13 protein-coding genes are annotated in these 15130 nt (G+C 61.3%); 10 read left to right on the top strand and 3 right to left on the bottom strand.

Annotation, left to right across the window (positions count from 1 at the left end; genetic code table 11):
* Positions 1–43 precede the first annotated feature (43 nt).
* The 3 genes from IFS44_RS16275 to IFS44_RS16265 all read left to right on the top strand — a co-directional run bounded on the left by IFS44_RS16275 (position 44) and on the right by IFS44_RS16265 (position 3954).
* Positions 44–571, top strand: a complete 528-nt coding sequence (locus tag IFS44_RS16275; protein ID WP_192099236.1) for a hypothetical protein — start codon at positions 44–46, stop codon at positions 569–571.
* A 72-nt stretch (positions 572–643) separates the two neighbouring features.
* Positions 644–1780: a hypothetical protein gene (locus tag IFS44_RS16270; RefSeq protein ID WP_206757854.1), complete on the top strand. Its 1137-nt coding sequence runs from the start codon at positions 644–646 to the stop codon at positions 1778–1780.
* Positions 1777–3954 (top strand): hypothetical protein, encoded by a 2178-nt coding sequence (locus IFS44_RS16265; protein ID WP_192099234.1) that lies wholly within the window; start codon positions 1777–1779, stop codon positions 3952–3954. Before IFS44_RS16270 ends, IFS44_RS16265 begins: the two co-directional genes overlap by 4 nt.
* A gap of 474 nt (positions 3955–4428) precedes the next feature.
* Here the strand turns inward: IFS44_RS16265 and IFS44_RS21830 are convergent, their stop codons facing one another.
* The gene (locus IFS44_RS21830; protein ID WP_197977919.1) at positions 4429–5190 is read right to left on the bottom strand and encodes a CPBP family intramembrane glutamic endopeptidase; all 762 of its coding nucleotides are present in this window, start codon (positions 5188–5190) and stop codon (positions 4429–4431) included.
* Positions 5191–5303: 113 nt separating this feature from the next.
* Between IFS44_RS21830 and IFS44_RS16255 the strand changes: the two genes are divergently transcribed.
* The 5 genes from IFS44_RS16255 (at position 5304) to IFS44_RS16235 (ending at position 10455) form a co-directional block, all read left to right on the top strand.
* Entirely contained in the window at positions 5304–5756 is a 453-nt protein-coding gene (locus tag IFS44_RS16255) for a hypothetical protein (RefSeq protein WP_056678030.1), read from the top strand.
* Entirely contained in the window at positions 5734–6051 is a 318-nt protein-coding gene (locus IFS44_RS16250) for a transcriptional regulator (RefSeq protein WP_244650371.1), read from the top strand. Before IFS44_RS16255 ends, IFS44_RS16250 begins: the two co-directional genes overlap by 23 nt.
* Positions 6052–6445: 394 nt before the next feature.
* Positions 6446–6640 carry a hypothetical protein gene (locus IFS44_RS16245; RefSeq protein WP_192099233.1) on the top strand — a complete coding sequence of 65 codons (195 nt, stop codon included), beginning with the start codon at positions 6446–6448 and terminating at the stop codon, positions 6638–6640.
* Positions 6641–6798: 158 nt separating this feature from the next.
* Positions 6799–9663 carry a PAS domain S-box protein gene (locus IFS44_RS16240; RefSeq protein WP_192099232.1) on the top strand — a complete coding sequence of 955 codons (2865 nt, stop codon included), beginning with the start codon at positions 6799–6801 and terminating at the stop codon, positions 9661–9663.
* Between the two features lie 39 nt (positions 9664–9702).
* On the top strand, positions 9703–10455 hold the full coding sequence (locus IFS44_RS16235) for a ZIP family metal transporter (RefSeq protein ID WP_192099231.1): 753 nt from the start codon (positions 9703–9705) through the stop codon (positions 10453–10455).
* A gap of 342 nt (positions 10456–10797) precedes the next feature.
* On the opposite strand, the gene IFS44_RS16230 is transcribed toward IFS44_RS16235, so the two are convergent.
* Complete coding sequence (locus tag IFS44_RS16230) at positions 10798–12111, bottom strand: carbohydrate porin (protein WP_192099230.1); 1314 nt, start codon at positions 12109–12111, stop codon at positions 10798–10800.
* Between IFS44_RS16230 and IFS44_RS16225 the strand changes: the two genes are divergently transcribed.
* Positions 12028–13380, top strand: coding sequence for an esterase-like activity of phytase family protein (locus tag IFS44_RS16225; RefSeq protein WP_342366453.1), 1353 nt, complete (start codon positions 12028–12030; stop codon positions 13378–13380). The two genes, IFS44_RS16230 and IFS44_RS16225, sit on opposite strands and share 84 nt — an antisense overlap.
* 120 nt (positions 13381–13500) lie before the next feature.
* Positions 13501–13767 carry a hypothetical protein gene (locus IFS44_RS16220; RefSeq protein ID WP_192099228.1) on the top strand — a complete coding sequence of 89 codons (267 nt, stop codon included), beginning with the start codon at positions 13501–13503 and terminating at the stop codon, positions 13765–13767.
* Here the strand turns inward: IFS44_RS16220 and IFS44_RS16215 are convergent.
* Positions 13764–14417 (bottom strand): PAS domain-containing protein, encoded by a 654-nt coding sequence (locus IFS44_RS16215; RefSeq protein WP_192099227.1) that lies wholly within the window; start codon positions 14415–14417, stop codon positions 13764–13766. The two genes, IFS44_RS16220 and IFS44_RS16215, sit on opposite strands and share 4 nt — an antisense overlap.
* Positions 14418–15130: the final 713 nt, after the last annotated feature.

The following is a 15130-nucleotide window of genomic DNA, read 5'->3' as shown; positions in this document are numbered from 1 at the left end:
CGAGGTTGGCGGAGCTGAATCGGGTATTTGGGGGATTTAGGCGATGCAATACGAGGTGCACGGACCGTTCTGGTCGCCGCGGGCGCAGACCGAGGCCGACGGCGACGCGCTCCGCGCGTTCTGGGACAAGATACAGGAGATGGTGCCCGGCCTCCCGCGCGCCATCGGGATCTACGTTTTCTCGACGTGCCACGGCGAGACGTTCACGCCGTGGTATGTCGGCAAGACCAACGCCAAGACGGGGTTCCGCGGCGAGATTTTCCAGGACCACAAGCTCAACCACTACGTCAGCGCCAGCGAGCGCAAGCGCGGCTACCCGGCGATCCACCTCATCGCCAAGGTCGAGCCGGTGAGGGGCAACTACTGCAAGGCCTCGAAGCGGTCCGGCCGCGAGATCGACGAACTGGAGACCGTGATGATCGGTATGGCGCTGCGCGCCAACCCTCATGTCCGGAATTCCAAGAAGACGTGGTTCAATCGCACGTGCCAGGTCCCAGGGATCATCGGCGAGTCCCTAACCGGCCGGCCCACCGACGCGGTCGCCACCCTCAGGAACACGCTGAAGCTGTAGGCCGGCGGCGAGCGCCGTTGCGCCACCCGCTCGGATGGCCCTAGTATCGGCCCAATGCGCGTCCCCGGAACCATGACCATCGTCGCCACCGAGCGACTGCTCGCCGACCTAGCGGGTCAGGCGACGGACATGATCCTTACGGTTCCGACCCATGGGCGGCACCATCTCGCTGGCGGCGAGTCCGCGATGGTGCAATTCCTCGCGACGTGGGCGCAGCGGCAGCGCGTGCCGACCGTCTCGACCTTCGCGCGCGGCGCCGCCGACCGGCAGGTCGCCGATCTGGCGGGGCAGCTACACGGCCTTGCGGTAGCGCTGGTGGCCGACGAGGTTCGCGGCGTCGACGGCCAGCCGATCCGCGATCGGTTGTTCGAACTGGCCATCGACCGCCTGAGGATCGTCCAGGGTGCGCGACCCTCCATTGCTTCGCGGGGCCCGCAGTTCGAGCTGATGTGCGCGGACCATCTGGGGCTATCCGCGCCGAGCCTGCTCTACGCGCTCGATCTCGATGGCGTCGCCCGGCTGCGCGACGCTCGGGCGTTCCGCGATCTCGCGGTCCAGATCATGGCGGCCACCGTGCCCGGCACGCTGGAGGCGATGCTGCCGCGGGACATCAGGAGCACGCTGGCGTCGGCGCTCTACGAACTGTTCCGCAACACCGAGGAGCACGCCCGGCTAGACGACCGGGGAAACCAGCTGCGCAGGTCGCTGAGGGGCATCCACGCGCGGCGGCATGCGATCGAACCGGCCACGCTGGCTGATATCGTCGGGAGCTTCGAGCCGCTGGCGGAGTGGGCGCGACGGCTGCCGCGGCCTCGCGCGGATTCGCGCGACGCGCAGATGCTAGAGCTTTCCGTTTTCGATTCCGGCCCTGGGTTCGCCGCGCGCTGGAGCGGGCGCCCGCTCGACCTCATCGAACCGCCGGAAGAGCTCGACGCGATCGTGAACTGCTTCTCGAAGCGCGGCAGCAGCAAGGCCCGGTCGGCGGCCGGCCTGGGACTGTGCAACCTGGTCGACCTGCTGCGCGCGAAGGGGGGCTTCCTGCGGCTGCGCACCGGACGGCGCTCGCTCTACGCCGACCTCTCGCGCGAGCGTGACCGCGCCTATGGCGACCCTCCCGACCTGCGCGCGTGGACCACCGGTGCGGGCGATCCGGCGCGTGTCGCGGGCACGCTCGTCACGCTGCTGCTTCCGCTCGCTCCCGAAGCATGAAGCCGATTTTTCTCAACCGCTTCGAGAAGGTCGTGGACGACGTGCCGGTCGACGCCTTGGTGGCGTTCGTCGGCATGGACGGGCTGGAGGGGTTCACGATCGGCGAGCCCGTGGAGCGCGAGGTGGAGGCCAGGCTCAGCCCAGACGAGTTGATCTTCGTCGCACGCGCCCCGGAGGCGAAGCGGCTCGCCGCCGAGATCGCGACGTCGCGCGATTTCCGCCGGATGCGCGAGCGGGTCGGCCCCCGCGCGGCGGTCACGGTGCTCGGCTTCGACGTCCGCGGCAAGGAGACGGTGCGCGTCGAGGTCACGAAGGGCGACGTCCGCAGCGGCATCGCGCTCGACGAGATCGTGCGGCGGGGGGTCACGGCGATCTTCCGCGAACGGGGTGGCTTCGTCGAGTCGACCGCCAGCTTCCATTTCCTGAATCCGTCCGGCCGCCACACCAGCCGGTTCATCAGGCTGTCGAATCTGCTGGTCTGCCATAGCGAGATTTCGTTCATTGCGCTGGCGATGCTCGGCTCGATCTCCAAGGATGCGCATTACGTCTACGTGGACACGCCGTCACTGTTCGCCGTCGTCAGCACCATGAATGAGCACCGGTTGGCGCTTGATCCCAAGCTACCGCAGCTCGTCGCCGACAGTTTCCGGTCCTACGAGGAGGTCGACACCTACGACTTTACCGGGGTGGCCACGGCCACGGCGATCATTTCGGCATCGTCCAGCGGCACGCTCGCGAAGCGGGTGGAGGCGCGCGGGCTCGACGCATCGCGGATCGTCCACACCCTTTACCTCGGCAAGATCGCCCCCGGTGTGAACTTCGCGGTCGACCTGCGGAGCGACCCTGACCTCAATCCGGCCGGACTAAAGACCGAGCGCACTACATACGACAACCCCGGCGTGTGCGAGCTGTGCCAGAACAACTCGACCCCGATACCGCTGCGGGGCGACCAGTTCGACATCGCCCCGCCGCAGCCGAAGGCGCTCACCGTCAAGGTGACGCACGCGCCGAAGGGGTTGGCGCAGACCATGAAGCGGTTGGCCGGTGGCGACTGCTTCCAGGTCTTCGCCTCTAAAGACCGCCAGCTGCGCGTCGACGTGCCGGCCCTGCTGGCCGTCAATGAGTTCGACGACCGACTCGCTTTCTTCGTCCGGCGCGACATCCCGCCGGTGAGGCACATACTGCTGACCGACCCCGAGGCCCGCGCGCTCGCAACCCGGGTCTCGGCGATCGCCGGCTTCACGCCGGTGCTGCACGATCGCGACGACCTCGACGCGCTGGAGGCAGCCCTCACCGGGGGGCCGCCGGGAGCGCTGCTGGTGGTGTCGTCGGTTATCGGCAGCGGGCGCGTGCTGCTCGACATCAGCCGCGACCTGAGGCCGTTCTGTTCCGATCGTCCGATAATATACCTGGTCGGGTTCGCGCGGACGGTGAGCGAGGCGGCCATCGAGGCGCTGCGGCGGGACCTCGAGATGACGAAGTGCCCGGTGCCACACCAGCTCGCCATCGTCGAGCGGATCGATCTGCCTGGATCCGATTTCGCCAACTCTTGGACGCGAGAATACACTTTCCTGAACCTGCAGGGCGGCGCCGGCCTCTCGCCGGCGTTGGCGGCGCGCCGGGACAGACTGGCGGAATCCTCGCGGCCGCTGCTCAACGAGCTGTTCCTCGCGAACAAGGTCGGCGCGCGTCTCGATCTCCGCCCCGGCTTCGCGTTCTGGCCGGAGGCGCTCGCGACCCGCCCCCATGCCCAGAGCGACGTGTTCGTGACCGTCGCCGCTGTCCTCCAGCAGCTCAGGAACGTCGATCGGGGCGAAGGCGACGCCCTGGTGACCAACTGGTTTCAGCAGACCCTGCTCTCGCCTGCCAACTTTGGGCGCTACAACGACGGCATCATCCAGGCGAGCCTGCTCCGTGCGGCCCGTCCGACCGAGCTCGACTTCGCGAGCGACGCCGCCCTCAGTCGGGACGCCGGGCGGATCATCCGCCGGATCGCCGGCAACCCGACGCGCGCCCAGGGCGAGGCGGCGGCTGAATTCCTCGTGGCGATCGGCACCGGCCGGTTGAAGCTGGAACGCGCAGATCTCGACGTCGTGCTCGCGCCGATCCCGGGCGCGCCGCAGGTCGTCGAGGAACTGCGGCAACTCGCGCTGAAGGCAACGGCAGGTAACTGAACGCAGATTAGCCGAGGCCCCGTGGATCTTCTAGCTGAGGTCGGCGAGAGGCAGCTGCCCCGCGCTTTGCTTAATAGGCGGCAGACAGTTCACGGCCAGCCTTGCTCATTCGGAGCCACGGCACCGGGCATGCCTTGAAGGTCCGCTCCTGCCCGAAGCCGTCATTCACTCGGCGGATCGGGAACGACGGCTTTGTCCCATTTTTCGCCGTTCCGCGTCCCCGACACGTCGCTTACGGGGAGCGGACCAGTCTACGTGAATGAATGACCGAAGCTGGGAAGCGAGCGCGGCGGCCTGAACGTCCACTTGTGGGTCGCTCCTGACGCTGAGCTGCCTGTCAGGTAACGCCTCATTTCCAACCGTTCAGTTGCGCCCTAGAAGAAAGCCTAAGGTCTATTATACGTTAAGCGGCCTGGCTTTACGAAAGGGACACACGATCCGCCCAGCTCGCGGGGCGAGGTAACGCCAGTCTCTTCACGACGCCGCAATGGTCCATCGCGGCGCTTTACGCGAGAGGATCAGGTCCGCGATCGCGGGGCGGATGAAGAAAGCGGTTATGTCGATGACCGCATGTGCTGTCATGACCCGTAGCAGCGATCCGTGATGCAGATAGTATATTGTCAACAGCGCACCCGCAGCTGTGGTGGCAAGCACCCCCTTCCAACCGTAATGCGCGTGCGCCAGACCGAACGCCAACATCGACAGAACTAGCGAGACCGTGAGCGAGCCCGTGACCTGCAGAAACAGCAGCGGAAGCGCCAGTCGGAAAAACAGCTCCTCGCTGAAACCTGCATTCAGGCTGAGCAACAGCGCCAGCGTTGCTTCGCGACGGTTGCGGGGGATCAGCGCTTGGTCCGGACCTGCCCCTGGCGCTAGGCTTTTCTTGATCTGCCGCCACTTGATGGCGACCGATAGAACCATGCCAAAGAAAAGTCCGATCGCTATCGGCAGCCACTGATCGCCGGAGATCGACCCACCGGACTGTAGCAAGCGGCTCGCTGGGGCAAACGCCGACGGGAAGCCGTTGAAGGGCCATAACGCGTCGGACAGCCAAAGGCTGAACACGCTTGCACTTACGAGAACGACGAAGCTCTCGATCAGCCATCGCCGGTACAGCCGCTGCCGGTCGATCGTGTCGGACTGCGTCTGGAAGCGTGCGTACGCCGTGATATCCCTCCGCACCCACCATGTCCCCGCGATGAGCATGACGGCAATCCAAGCCAATATGAGCAGCATGTTCGTTCCCTTGTGCCAGTTTCCGTATTGGAAAGTGAATGTTGCTTTCCATATCGTCAAGTCGTAAGTTGTGAAGGTGGAAAGCGGGCGGGCGGCCTGCGGGAGAATTGCGCATGAATGAGGAGGAAGCTGCTCGTTTGCTGGACGTGATGCGGGTTACACGCGGGGCGTTGGCTAAGCGGGCGAAATGGTCCTTAGCGCGCCATGGCGTGGTGGGATTGCTGTTGGGCGGCCTGATCGCCGGCTTTGCGCTGCCCGGGCCATGGCCGTTGATCGTGGCGGCCGCTTGCATGGCCGCCACCGCGATGGTGGTCGCCCGCGATCGGCAGCGGGACGGGTTCTTCGTCAGCGGTTATCGGTCGGGGCGCACTTGGCGGGTGACGCTCGCGATGCTGCTGGTCGGGTTGGCTGCTCTGATAGCTGCCACGGGCCTTAAGACACGCTATGGTCTGGCTTGGGCGCCGTTCGCGGTTGGTGGCGGCATGGTGGTGTTCGCTACGATCATGAGCATCGTGTGGGAGCGGGTGTACCGGAGGGAACTGGATGGAGCGCAAGATGGGCGCTGAACGGCTGGATCCGCTGATCCACCCACCGGCACGGCTACAGCTCATGGCATTGCTGACCGATGTGAGCGAGATGGAGTTTGGGACTGCGCGCGACGTCATCGGGGTCAGCGATTCCGTTCTGTCCAAGCATCTTTCGCAGTTGAGTGATGGTGGATACATCGAGTTGCGGAAGGCTACGGTGAACACCCGGCAAAGGACCTGGATCGTTGCCACGGCCGCGGGGCGGAAAGCCTTCAAGGGTCATGTCCTGGCATTGCAGGCACTTGCGTCTGGACGAGTGCCTTCAGGCGCGTGACAGTAAGGGCAATTGCCAGACCGTGGTGCGCAAATAGTTTTTGAAGGGGCTGAGCCGTCCGCTTGGTCCGCAGAGCTGCCCCCCGCGTCTCACCCAAACTCGGCTGTTAGGCGACCGCTCAGTAAATCTACGAACGATCGTCCGCCCGAGATGAACAGACGTCCGAAGTTGGGGGCGGGTCGAATGCGCACGACCGTCTGCAACTGGGTCTGGCCGGAAGCCGTAAGGGAGGGTGCGTTCGCCCACTTGCAGACATTCAAGGCGCATGTGAAAGTAGCGTCGATGGAGGGTGTCTGTGACTGTATCGGCCAGTTCTCGAGCAGCTAATCTCGGACGCTGGCGTCCGGCCCTTTGGGCTATCCTTGGGGTCTTACTCCTCCTTCCGGCCATCGCGATGTTGTTCACCGATGAGGTGCGTTGGACAGATGCCGATTTCATTGCGGCTGCCGCCATTTTCGCCGTTTTCGGCTGTGCGATTGAGTTGATTGTTCGGTTCGTTGACCAGTCGGTCTTACGGATGGCTCTCGTTTGCGGAGTGATAATAGCGGCCTTGGCGATCTGGGTCGATGGTGCAGTCGGCATCCTCTAGCTTGTGTATCGGGACGGCGATTTTTCTCTTCCATCGCTACGTCAGGATGGTGTTGTCCGCCGCGGTTCACGCGCCAGCTGAAGGCGCGTCCTCTTCGCAGATTTGAATAACCGGTCTGTTGCAGATTACCAGTTATCCATTAATCCGTTTGATCAAGCATGCGCATCGATCCTAAGGCTAGATCATTGGTAAATCCGGTAAAACTAAACGATCGGGAATCGATGCGGCTTGCGGCGCTGGAACGCTACGAGGTGATGGACACGCCACGTGAAGCGTCGTTTGATGATCTTGCAGGACTGACGGCAAAACTGCTCGACGCGCCCATCGCGGTGATAAATCTGATCGGTGAAGGCCGGCAGTTTTTCAAGGCCGAGGTTGGATTGGGGGTGCGCAGCACGCCGCTCGAAAGTTCGTTCTGCGTCAAGGCGCTGCTCGAGGACGATTTCCTTCTGATCTCCAACCTTGCCGTCGATGGGCGGTTCGAGTGCAATCCGCTGGTGACAGGCGATCCGCATATCCGGTCCTATGCCGGCGCATTGCTGAAAACGGGCGAGGGCCTGCCGATCGGGACGCTTTGCGTACTGGACCATCGCTCTCGGGAATGGACCGCGCTTCACCAGGAAACGCTACGCGTTCTGGCACAGCAGGTCATGGCGCAACTCGACCTCCGGTTGACGATGAGGCAGCGCGATCGTCGATACGACGAGGTCCGCGAGAGCGAGGACCGGTTCCGCAACATGGCGGACCATGCACCCGTGATGATGTGGGTGACCGACCCACAGGGCAACTGCACGTACCTCAACCGGCAGTGGTACATTTTCACCGGTCAAACGCCTGTGGAAGCCGAGGGGCTGGGTTGGCTCGATGCAACCCATCCCGACGACAAGGCCGAGGCTGGACGCATCTTTCTCGAGGCCAATGCTGCGCAGGCACCGTTTCGCCTCGATTACCGGCTCCGTTGCGCCGACGGTTCATACCGTTGGGCAATCGACGCGGCGTCGCCCCGGTTCGGTCAGGATGGCCAGTTCCTCGGATATATCGGTTCGGTCATTGATATCGACGAGCGTCGCGCCGCAGAAGATGCGGTCAGGCACTCGAGTGCGCTCCTGGCGGCGGTGATGGAGGCCGTGCCGGGGGTCGTCTATGCCAAGGATCGCTCGGGACGGATGCTGGCCGCCAACCGGGGGACGGCCGAGCTGGTCGGCAAGCCGTTATCGGCGATCATCGGGCGAACCGATCGTGAGTTTCTCGACGACCCCTCTCAGGCGGCCGCGATCGAGGTCAACGACCGGCGGATCATGGCCGAAAACTACGTGGAGGTCCTGGAGGAAGAGATCAGCCTCCCCGACGGGACCTGCGCAACCTGGTTGTCTACGAAGGCTCCCTTTCGCGATGCCGACGGGATCGTGGTCGGACTGGTGGGATCCTCGATTGACATCAGCGAACGTAAACGGGCCGAGGACGCACTCGTGCACCTGAACGAGACGCTCGAGGAGGAGGTCGTCGAGCGCACGGCGGAACGCGATCGGATGTGGGAAACGTCGCCCGATCTCATGCTTGTCATCGATTTTGACGGCGTGTTTCGTCGCGTCAATCCGGCGTGGACGGCGATGTTGGGGTATGACGCCACGGCACTGGTCGGGCATCACGTCAACGAGTTCGTTCTCGAAGAGGATCATCCACGAACAGCCGAGGCATTACGTCTTACCGCAGATGGCCAGCGGCCGGATGTCGAGGTGCGCTATCGTCACAAAGATGGTTCGGTTCGCTGGATATCCTGGGTTGCGGCACCGGCCGGCGACATGACCTATGCAACGGGCCGCGACGTCACTGCAGTAAAGGAGCAGGCCGAAGCCCTGGCGCAGGCAGAAGAACAGCTTCGCCAGGCGCAGAAGATGGAAGCGGTCGGCCAATTGACCGGCGGACTGGCACACGACTTCAACAATCTGCTGACTGCCGTGACCGGTGGGCTAGAGCTGCTCGGCGCCAAGCTTGCGAAGGGCGAGTACGACAAGGTCGATCGTTACATCAGCATGGCGCAGACCGGCGCCAATCGCGCGGCCGCGCTGACCCAGCGCCTGCTTGCGTTTTCGCGTCGGCAGACCCTCGCGCCCAAACCAACAGATGTCGACCGACTGATCGCCGAGATGGAAGAAATCATCGATCGCACATTGGGGCCCTCGATCGAGGTCAAGGTCGTCTCTGCCAACGGCCTTTGGCCGATCCTGGTCGATGCGCCGCAGCTCGAGAATGCGTTGCTGAACCTGTGCATCAACGCGCGCGATGCGATGCCCGAAGGCGGTCAGCTGACGATAGAAACGGGCAATAAGGCGCTCGATGCACGCGCCGCGGCGGCGCAGGATCTGCCACCCGGCGACTATGTGTCGCTCTGCGTGACGGACACGGGAACCGGCATGGAACCCGAGATAATCGAGCGTGTGTTCGATCCGTTCTTCACGACCAAGCCGATCGGCGAGGGCACCGGACTCGGCCTGTCGATGATCTACGGGTTTGTCCGGCAGTCCGGGGGGCAGGTCCGCATCTATTCCGAAGTAGGGCAGGGGACGACGATGTGTCTTTACTTGCCTCGCCTCGTCGGCTCGCAAGATCTCGACGATGCAGGTCCGTCACCGGAAATGCGGCACCGTGCCCAGCAGGGGCAGACCGTTCTGCTGGTAGAGGACGAAATCGCGATCCGCGAATTGGTCAGCGAAATCCTGGGCGACGCCGGGTACCGCGTCCTCACCGCCAGCAATGGACCGATGGGCGTTGCCATTCTGCAAACGAACGAGCGCATTGATCTGCTCGTTACCGATGTTGGCCTGCCCGGGGGCCTGAATGGCCGTCAGGTAGCCGATGCTGGCCGTGTCGCCCGGCCCGAATTGAAAGTACTCTTCGTAACTGGCTATGCCGCAAACGCAGCCGTTGGGGCGGGCCATCTAGACAAGGGGATGGAGGTCCTGACCAAGCCATTCAACATCATCGAACTGGAGCGGCGGGTCGGGGAGATGATTTCCAGCTGAGGGGGGTTATGACGGTCGAATCGAACAGATGGAGCAAGGATGATTGAAGCAGGCCTCTGGGGCTTCGTGGGGGGATCCGCGCTGATCCTCGGCGCGGCCATTGCCTGGTTCGTAACGCTGCCGCAGCGGCTGATCGCCGGCATCATGGCGATCGGATCGGGCGTCCTGATATCTGCTGTAGCCTTCGATCTGATGGACGAAGCCTTCAGACGTGGCGGGTTTGATTGCACCGCAAGCGGCTTTCTAGGCGGCGCGCTGGTGTACACGATCGCCAATATCGTCATTTCGAAACGAGGTGCGCGGCATCGCAAGCGGTCCGGATCGAATGCTGACGAACGCCAGCCGGATGCCGGAAGTGGTGGTGGCCTGGCGATCGCCGTGGGTGCGCTGCTCGACGGCATCCCGGAGTCCGTCGTCATCGGTGTCAGTTTGCTGGGCGGTACAGGCGTCAACACCGTCACGGTTGCCGCGATTTTCCTGTCCAACGTGCCCGAGGGGCTCTCGAGCGCGGCCGGTATGAAGAAGGCGGGCCGAAGAGCGCGCTACGTGTTCGGGGTGTGGATCGGAATCGCGCTGGCATCCGGCCTCGCCGCGATGATCGGCAACGTCGCTCTGGCCCACGCGGGACCAGACCTAATCGCGGCCGTGACGGCTGTCGCCGCGGGGGCAATACTGGCCATGCTGATCGACACCATGATCCCCGAAGCAACTGAGGCGACACATGACTACAGTGGGCTGATAGCCGTGGTGGGCTTCCTGCTAGCGTTCATTCTGACTAAATCTGGCGGTTAATCGATAGCGGGAAGGCGTAGCCGGTTCGATTGAATTAACGCCCTCCGGTATCGGTAGCGCAAGATCGTCAACCTAACTTCCATGTAGCCTCGGTACGCAAACTGCCTTTGGCGCGGTACGCAAGTCAGTTCGATTGCCTCAGAAATGACTGCCTGACTAAAATAAATAAATGGCAGAAAGAGTGAGGTGAGAAACCGTCCCTAAATGTCTGCATGTGGAAAGTTCGAAAGGGCCTAAAATGGTCGACTACGGGTTTTGTTGCTATGTGCTGTAGAACGGCGAGCGATTTTATCCACCGTATCACAAGCGTCTCAAAGATCTGTAATATTCTTGAACTACGTGTTATTGCCCAACCTTAAATTGTAAGCCAATCACGACGGCATCGGCTGGTGCAGGGTTTCCTCCTGGGTTCACGACGTATTGTACGTCGGGCTGAATGCTCAGCCACGGCGTGAGCACGGCATTGTAGACCGCTTCGATCACGACGTCCCGACCACTCGTACTGCGTTTGTGCACATTGCCGAAGTTGGCAGATGCGAACGACAAGCCAATCTGATCGTTACTGCGGCTTGGGGTCAAACCCGTATAGACCAGACCACCGCCAAAATAGCTTCCGATCGGGTTATAGCGCTTGTCGGCGATGCCGAACCGCAACCAGCCCGCTAATCCAACGGCATCATCCGCTCGTGTTCCGATGAGCCTCCGCTCAACAAAAGCATAGATACCCTTGTTGCCGCGACCGGTGTCGGGAGAAGGAGGCAGCTTGTCGAAGCGCGCGGTATAGCTCCAGACGCCAATTGCCGCTTTTGAACCGCCCTCAAGGTAATTCACCTCACCGACGACAAGTGCGCCATCTTTGCCAGAAAGCTTAATCGCGGTGCGCTTTGGATGTGCAGGATCGCCTGGAACGCCATCGAGTATCGCCACCCGTCCCAGCCAATGCTCGCCTAACTTCACCTCGCCACGAATGGCCAGCGAAGTGATTGGGAAGATCGATGGGCCGTTACGGCCGGTCTGCGCGATGTCAGCGCCGATACCGTGGGACGATAGAAGAAAGAGTCCACCGCTCTGCGTGGTATCGAATTCCGAATTGAGGTTATAGAGTCTCGCCTTGATTGACCCGGCGCTCCCTACATCCTGTTCAAGCCAAGCCTCAAACAGACGTGCCGCACGAACCTTGGTCTCAATGTTCGAGATAGCCTGTGCGTCGCCAACAAGGCGCGAGATCGACGCGCCGTTGTTATAGATGCCGTACACGAACATCCGCGCGCCATACCAGCCCACTAGTTGGTCGGCATCGATAGCAAGTTGCAAATCGAGATTGTCGAGGTAGCGTGTTCCGCGTCGAATCCCGCCCCTTACGTTGCTACGCAGATCTGCGGTGTACACTGCGGATACCGTAACCGGTTGATCGCCTCGTTCGTTGGCAGAGCGCGGATAGCCCGTTGGACGTTGGTCCTGCGCAAACGCAGACTCGGTCAAGCTTAGGATGAAGGCGGCCGGGAAGACGCTTCGCAACCTCATCGCCCACCTGCGCCTGCGGAAAATATCTCTTCCAGATGTCGGACGGGAATGAAAATCCGACCCCGTTTTCAGCTCACACAGCTTACCACCGCGAACCCGTTGCCGTACACCTATGCGCTTCTCGCCGATCATGCAGGCCGCAATAGCGGGAAGGCGAGACAGATGGGAGAAGCCATGAGTTACACGGTCAGCCGCCTAGATTGGACCGATGCGTCCCTTGGTGTTATTGCGACGCCTCGCGGGCAGCTGGCGCTTCGTGCGAGTTTTGGGTCCGGACTAGCAACACGGGATGGAGATCCTCCAGGTCGTGTCTGGGCGGTCTGCGATCGTGGACCGAACCTGAAGGTGACGATCGCGATCGAACGCTATGGCTTGGACGTGCTCACCCCACTTGCTGACGTCTCCGGCGCCAAGATCATGCCGGATCCGACAATCGGTCCGGCGATTGCTGAGCTGCAGATCGATGACGACACGGTGACGCTGCTGCGAACCATTCGCCTTGTCGACGAGATCGGCAGCCCTGTCATGGGCCTGCCGGATGCGAGTAGCGAGCATGTCGTGCTTGAGCCGGTCTTCGACATTCAAGGCAAGCCGATTGGTCCGTCATGTCTGGGTCTTGATAGCGAGGGTATAGTAGCGCTTGCATCGGGTGGGTTCTGGATTGGCGACGAGTTTGCACCAGCGCTGGTTCGAGTGGATGACAAGGGGCAGATCGTCCAACGCCTGGTCCCGCAACAAATCGACCACGGGGGTGGCGAAGAGGTTCATGCGGGCCTGCCTGCCATTGCTGCTCGCAGGCAGATCAACCGCGGATTCGAGGCACTTTCTCTATCTGGCGACGAACGATCGCTGTTTCTCGCGTTTCAAAGCCCATTGGCTCACCCCGACGAGGACGCGCACCGCCGGGCGCGCCATGTCCGCCTGTGGCGCCTGGATACCGGAACGGGTTTCGTCACCGAGCAATACCTGTACCCGCTTGATCGCCCAAAAACTTTCCTACGTGACAGAATGCTCGGGCCGTTCGGACGCGAGGACATCAAGGTCAGCGAGATCGCGTGGCTTCCAGGTAACGGCCTCGTCGTGCTGGAGCGCGGATCGGCTACGACCAAATTGTACCGCGTCGACTTGGACACGCAATCCGTTCTTCAGCCAGAGCACCTCGACATACGCACAAGGCCTACGATTGAAGAGATGAGCGCTGCGAACGACATGGAGCTGCCCGTTCTCGCCAAGCGCCTGCTGTTCAGCAGCGACGACATACCCGAGATAAGCGCCGACCTAGAAGGAATGACATTCCTGTCGCCAACTGAGTTGCTTTTGGTCAACGACAACGACTTTGGCGTCGAGGGCGGGGAGACGAGCTTCTGGCGCATCCGCTTCGACAAGCCGCTTTGGTCGTAGATCAGGCCTCGACCGCTGCTCCTATCTCACCGTACTAGATCCAAGTTCGACGAGGCCTAGTTCGCCCCCGTCCACCATGCGAAACCCCCTTGGTCCAGCACCATATTGATGAGAGCAGCTTTGGCTGCGTCGATCTTATGCGTATTTGATCGCCATAGTTGGCAATCCCTGCTTGAGGGCCAAGATGACAGCGAATTCACTTTCAACACACGGTACGATTTGCAAAAATGGGAAATGGCAAACGACTCTGACCCTAGCGACGTTGCACGAGCGCGGGAGCTTATGAGCGAAGCGCTTCTTTTGCTGGATGCGGCCGGGATCACCCTCGCGGCAACGCATCTGGAGCAAGCTTTGCATCTAGTTAGCGAAGAACTACAGGTTCACTAAGCTTCAAAGGTCCCTTCAAGGAGGTTTTCAACCTTTACGATGCCGAGAGCCGTCAGCTGACCGGCGCAAAAGCTTGAATTAAATATGTCGATCAGGTCTTTATCTTCCAAAACCTTCAGCCATCGGGTGAGGCTTTGTTCTCTGCACCGCGTACGTCCGGAAATCTGGCTGATACTAATACAAATACCCTCTGCTTCGGCTATATAAAGCTGTAGCAAAATCAGCCAAGCATAGTCGCTAAACAAATCATCGCCAAGCTCGGTGCGGCATAACTGCAAATCGCGATATTTTCTAATTGCGGATTGCCAAAAAAACTCAGGGGATAGTTTTACGGCACTGGGATCAACACGATTGATGGTGCCTACAAGCCTGCCGTGATCTAGACCCTTTCCCAGACGAGATACCTGTACGTCACTCCAAATTGCTGATGCATCTGGGCGAAGATACCTTTTACGAATGGTCAGCGGTCCACCACTTGCCTGAAGTTTGTCGACGAGAGGCGCGTTCCAGGTAACATCATCGGGGTGCGTTATAGCCACGTACGACATGCCGATCAGTTCGGTCTCCGATCGATGCAACAGTTCGCAGATGGCATGATCGACGGCCTGAATCTGCCCAAACGCGTCGGAAACCGAATGTCCAATCAGCATTGCGTCCCTCTTCGCCTCCGTTTTATCTCTGAGTTACGATCAAAAAAGCTTGTTGGATGCGAGGGCGATATGGGGCGTCTATTTGGTAGATCATACTAGTAAGCAACTTTACTGTCGTTTTACAATAGGTTCTAGGCGGCGCCGACGCAGCGGTAATTCGAAGTCGAGGTAATATAAAAACGTTCATGAGACGAACGGCATCGGCACGCATAAAATGCTGCCTGAATGGACGTCCAGCGCCGAGGCGAAACAAGTCGCATCCCGATGCCCGCATATGGGCCCACACTCCCGCCGGTCGCCAATCAGCGATCCTCAGTATAAAGGCGAGGCGCGATCACGGCTAAAAGGACACCATCGTCATAATCGAACATCTCGCACCTGACGCTTATGGCCTCCTTATCCTAGCACCTGAGATTGCGCTTGGCAGTGGCTGGCTTGGCGGCGACAGGGTCGTCGGTCGCGCAACCATCCGCACCTTGTTGATTAAGGCTGCTCGTTTTAGCGAAGATGAACGACAGAGACTAACTGTCTATTTGCCCAGCAGAGCGCTCACGCTCCGGTTGGATGAGGTTGAACGATACTACGAGGTGTAACACAGCTCCGGGATCGGCCGCTAAATGGTTGCCCGCCTATAAGTAGCGCTTTCCTTGCGCGGAATAGCGAAATTGACTCAGCGCAACCGTGATAGCTGAGCGCCGGTAGCGAAGGCGCCA

The organism is Sphingomonas sp. CFBP 13706 (assembly GCF_014842355.1).
Lineage (GTDB): Bacteria > Pseudomonadota > Alphaproteobacteria > Sphingomonadales > Sphingomonadaceae > Sphingomonas > Sphingomonas aerolata.
This window is presented reverse-complemented; position numbering and strand designations above follow the sequence as displayed.

What these genes read in the sequence shown, in the direction of transcription:
- IFS44_RS16230 (WP_192099230.1), bottom strand. Translation starts at nt 12,111, where the DNA reads ATGATCGGCGAGAAGCGCATAGGTGTACGGCAACGGGTTCGCGGTGGT.
- IFS44_RS16235 (WP_192099231.1), top strand. Translation starts at nt 9,703, where the DNA reads ATGATTGAAGCAGGCCTCTGGGGCTTCGTGGGGGGATCCGCGCTGATC.
- IFS44_RS16265 (WP_192099234.1), top strand. Translation starts at nt 1,777, where the DNA reads ATGAAGCCGATTTTTCTCAACCGCTTCGAGAAGGTCGTGGACGACGTG.
- IFS44_RS16250 (WP_244650371.1), top strand. Translation starts at nt 5,734, where the DNA reads ATGGAGCGCAAGATGGGCGCTGAACGGCTGGATCCGCTGATCCACCCA.
- IFS44_RS16275 (WP_192099236.1), top strand. Translation starts at nt 44, where the DNA reads ATGCAATACGAGGTGCACGGACCGTTCTGGTCGCCGCGGGCGCAGACC.
- IFS44_RS21830 (WP_197977919.1), bottom strand. Translation starts at nt 5,190, where the DNA reads ATGCTGCTCATATTGGCTTGGATTGCCGTCATGCTCATCGCGGGGACA.
- IFS44_RS16225 (WP_342366453.1), top strand. Translation starts at nt 12,028, where the DNA reads ATGAAAATCCGACCCCGTTTTCAGCTCACACAGCTTACCACCGCGAAC.
- IFS44_RS16240 (WP_192099232.1), top strand. Translation starts at nt 6,799, where the DNA reads ATGCGCATCGATCCTAAGGCTAGATCATTGGTAAATCCGGTAAAACTA.
- IFS44_RS16255 (WP_056678030.1), top strand. Translation starts at nt 5,304, where the DNA reads ATGAATGAGGAGGAAGCTGCTCGTTTGCTGGACGTGATGCGGGTTACA.
- IFS44_RS16215 (WP_192099227.1), bottom strand. Translation starts at nt 14,417, where the DNA reads ATGCTGATTGGACATTCGGTTTCCGACGCGTTTGGGCAGATTCAGGCC.
- IFS44_RS16245 (WP_192099233.1), top strand. Translation starts at nt 6,446, where the DNA reads ATGTTGTTCACCGATGAGGTGCGTTGGACAGATGCCGATTTCATTGCG.
- IFS44_RS16270 (WP_206757854.1), top strand. Translation starts at nt 644, where the DNA reads ATGACCATCGTCGCCACCGAGCGACTGCTCGCCGACCTAGCGGGTCAG.